General features: G+C 65.0%; 1 protein-coding gene and 1 pseudogene. Both read right to left on the minus strand.

Translation table 11 applies throughout. The features are described 5' to 3' along the window. The coding region (locus H483_RS27355) for a hypothetical protein (RefSeq protein WP_042329404.1) at nucleotides 1–344 on the minus strand (344 nt) is incomplete at its 3' end. Then, nucleotides 341–658 (minus strand): annotated as a pseudogene (locus H483_RS27360) (hypothetical protein); the annotation flags it as partial. The gene H483_RS27355 and the pseudogene H483_RS27360, both read right to left, overlap by 4 nt.

A 658-nucleotide genomic window follows, 5' to 3' on the forward strand; every position in this document is an offset into this window, starting at 1 on the left:
TCCGAAAGGCGTCCCAAACACTCCGGCCGCCGCAACGGTTCTGTCGAACCCGGGTCGGGGCGGCTGGATAGTCGTGCGAAGGCTTGGGCCTGGTGCACGTACGGGCGGAACGGGAAGGTGGTGGGCGCCCAGTCCAGCACGTCGGCGGCACCGTCCTCGGCGGGGCGGAACGGCATGCGGGTGCGCACGTACGGTCCGTGGAACATGCCCGTTCTGGGGTTTCCCACGAAGTCGGTGAGCGCCGACAGGGTGGATTTGTCCGATAGGGCGAACGTGGTGGACAGGAACTCGGAGATCCCGCCCTTGAGTTCCTCGGCCGCTTGCAGGGGTAGTAGTGCACTCACGGCAGTTCTCCCTCAGCGAGCTCACGCTCGAAGCGCTTGTAGGCGGCCCGCATATCGGCCTCACGGTCGAGGACTCGGAAGGGGTACTCAAACACGTAGGTCGCGCCGGATTGCGGGTGAGTCCAGGTGCGCTCTTCCTCGCTGAGCTCCTGACCAGGCTTGAGCTTCCGGTGAAGCTTGGCCACGTCCTCGGCGACTTTGCGGCCGTTGGCGTCGAACAGGTCCTGCGAGTCGTACTTGCGCATCACGGGGAACTGGGTGCGGTAGATCATGCACAGCTCGTCGGCGGTCACCCCTAGGAGACTGCTGAACAA

The sequence above is a fragment of the Dietzia sp. UCD-THP genome, assembly GCF_000349585.1.
GTDB classification, from domain to species: Bacteria; Actinomycetota; Actinomycetes; order Mycobacteriales; family Mycobacteriaceae; genus Dietzia; species Dietzia natronolimnaea_A.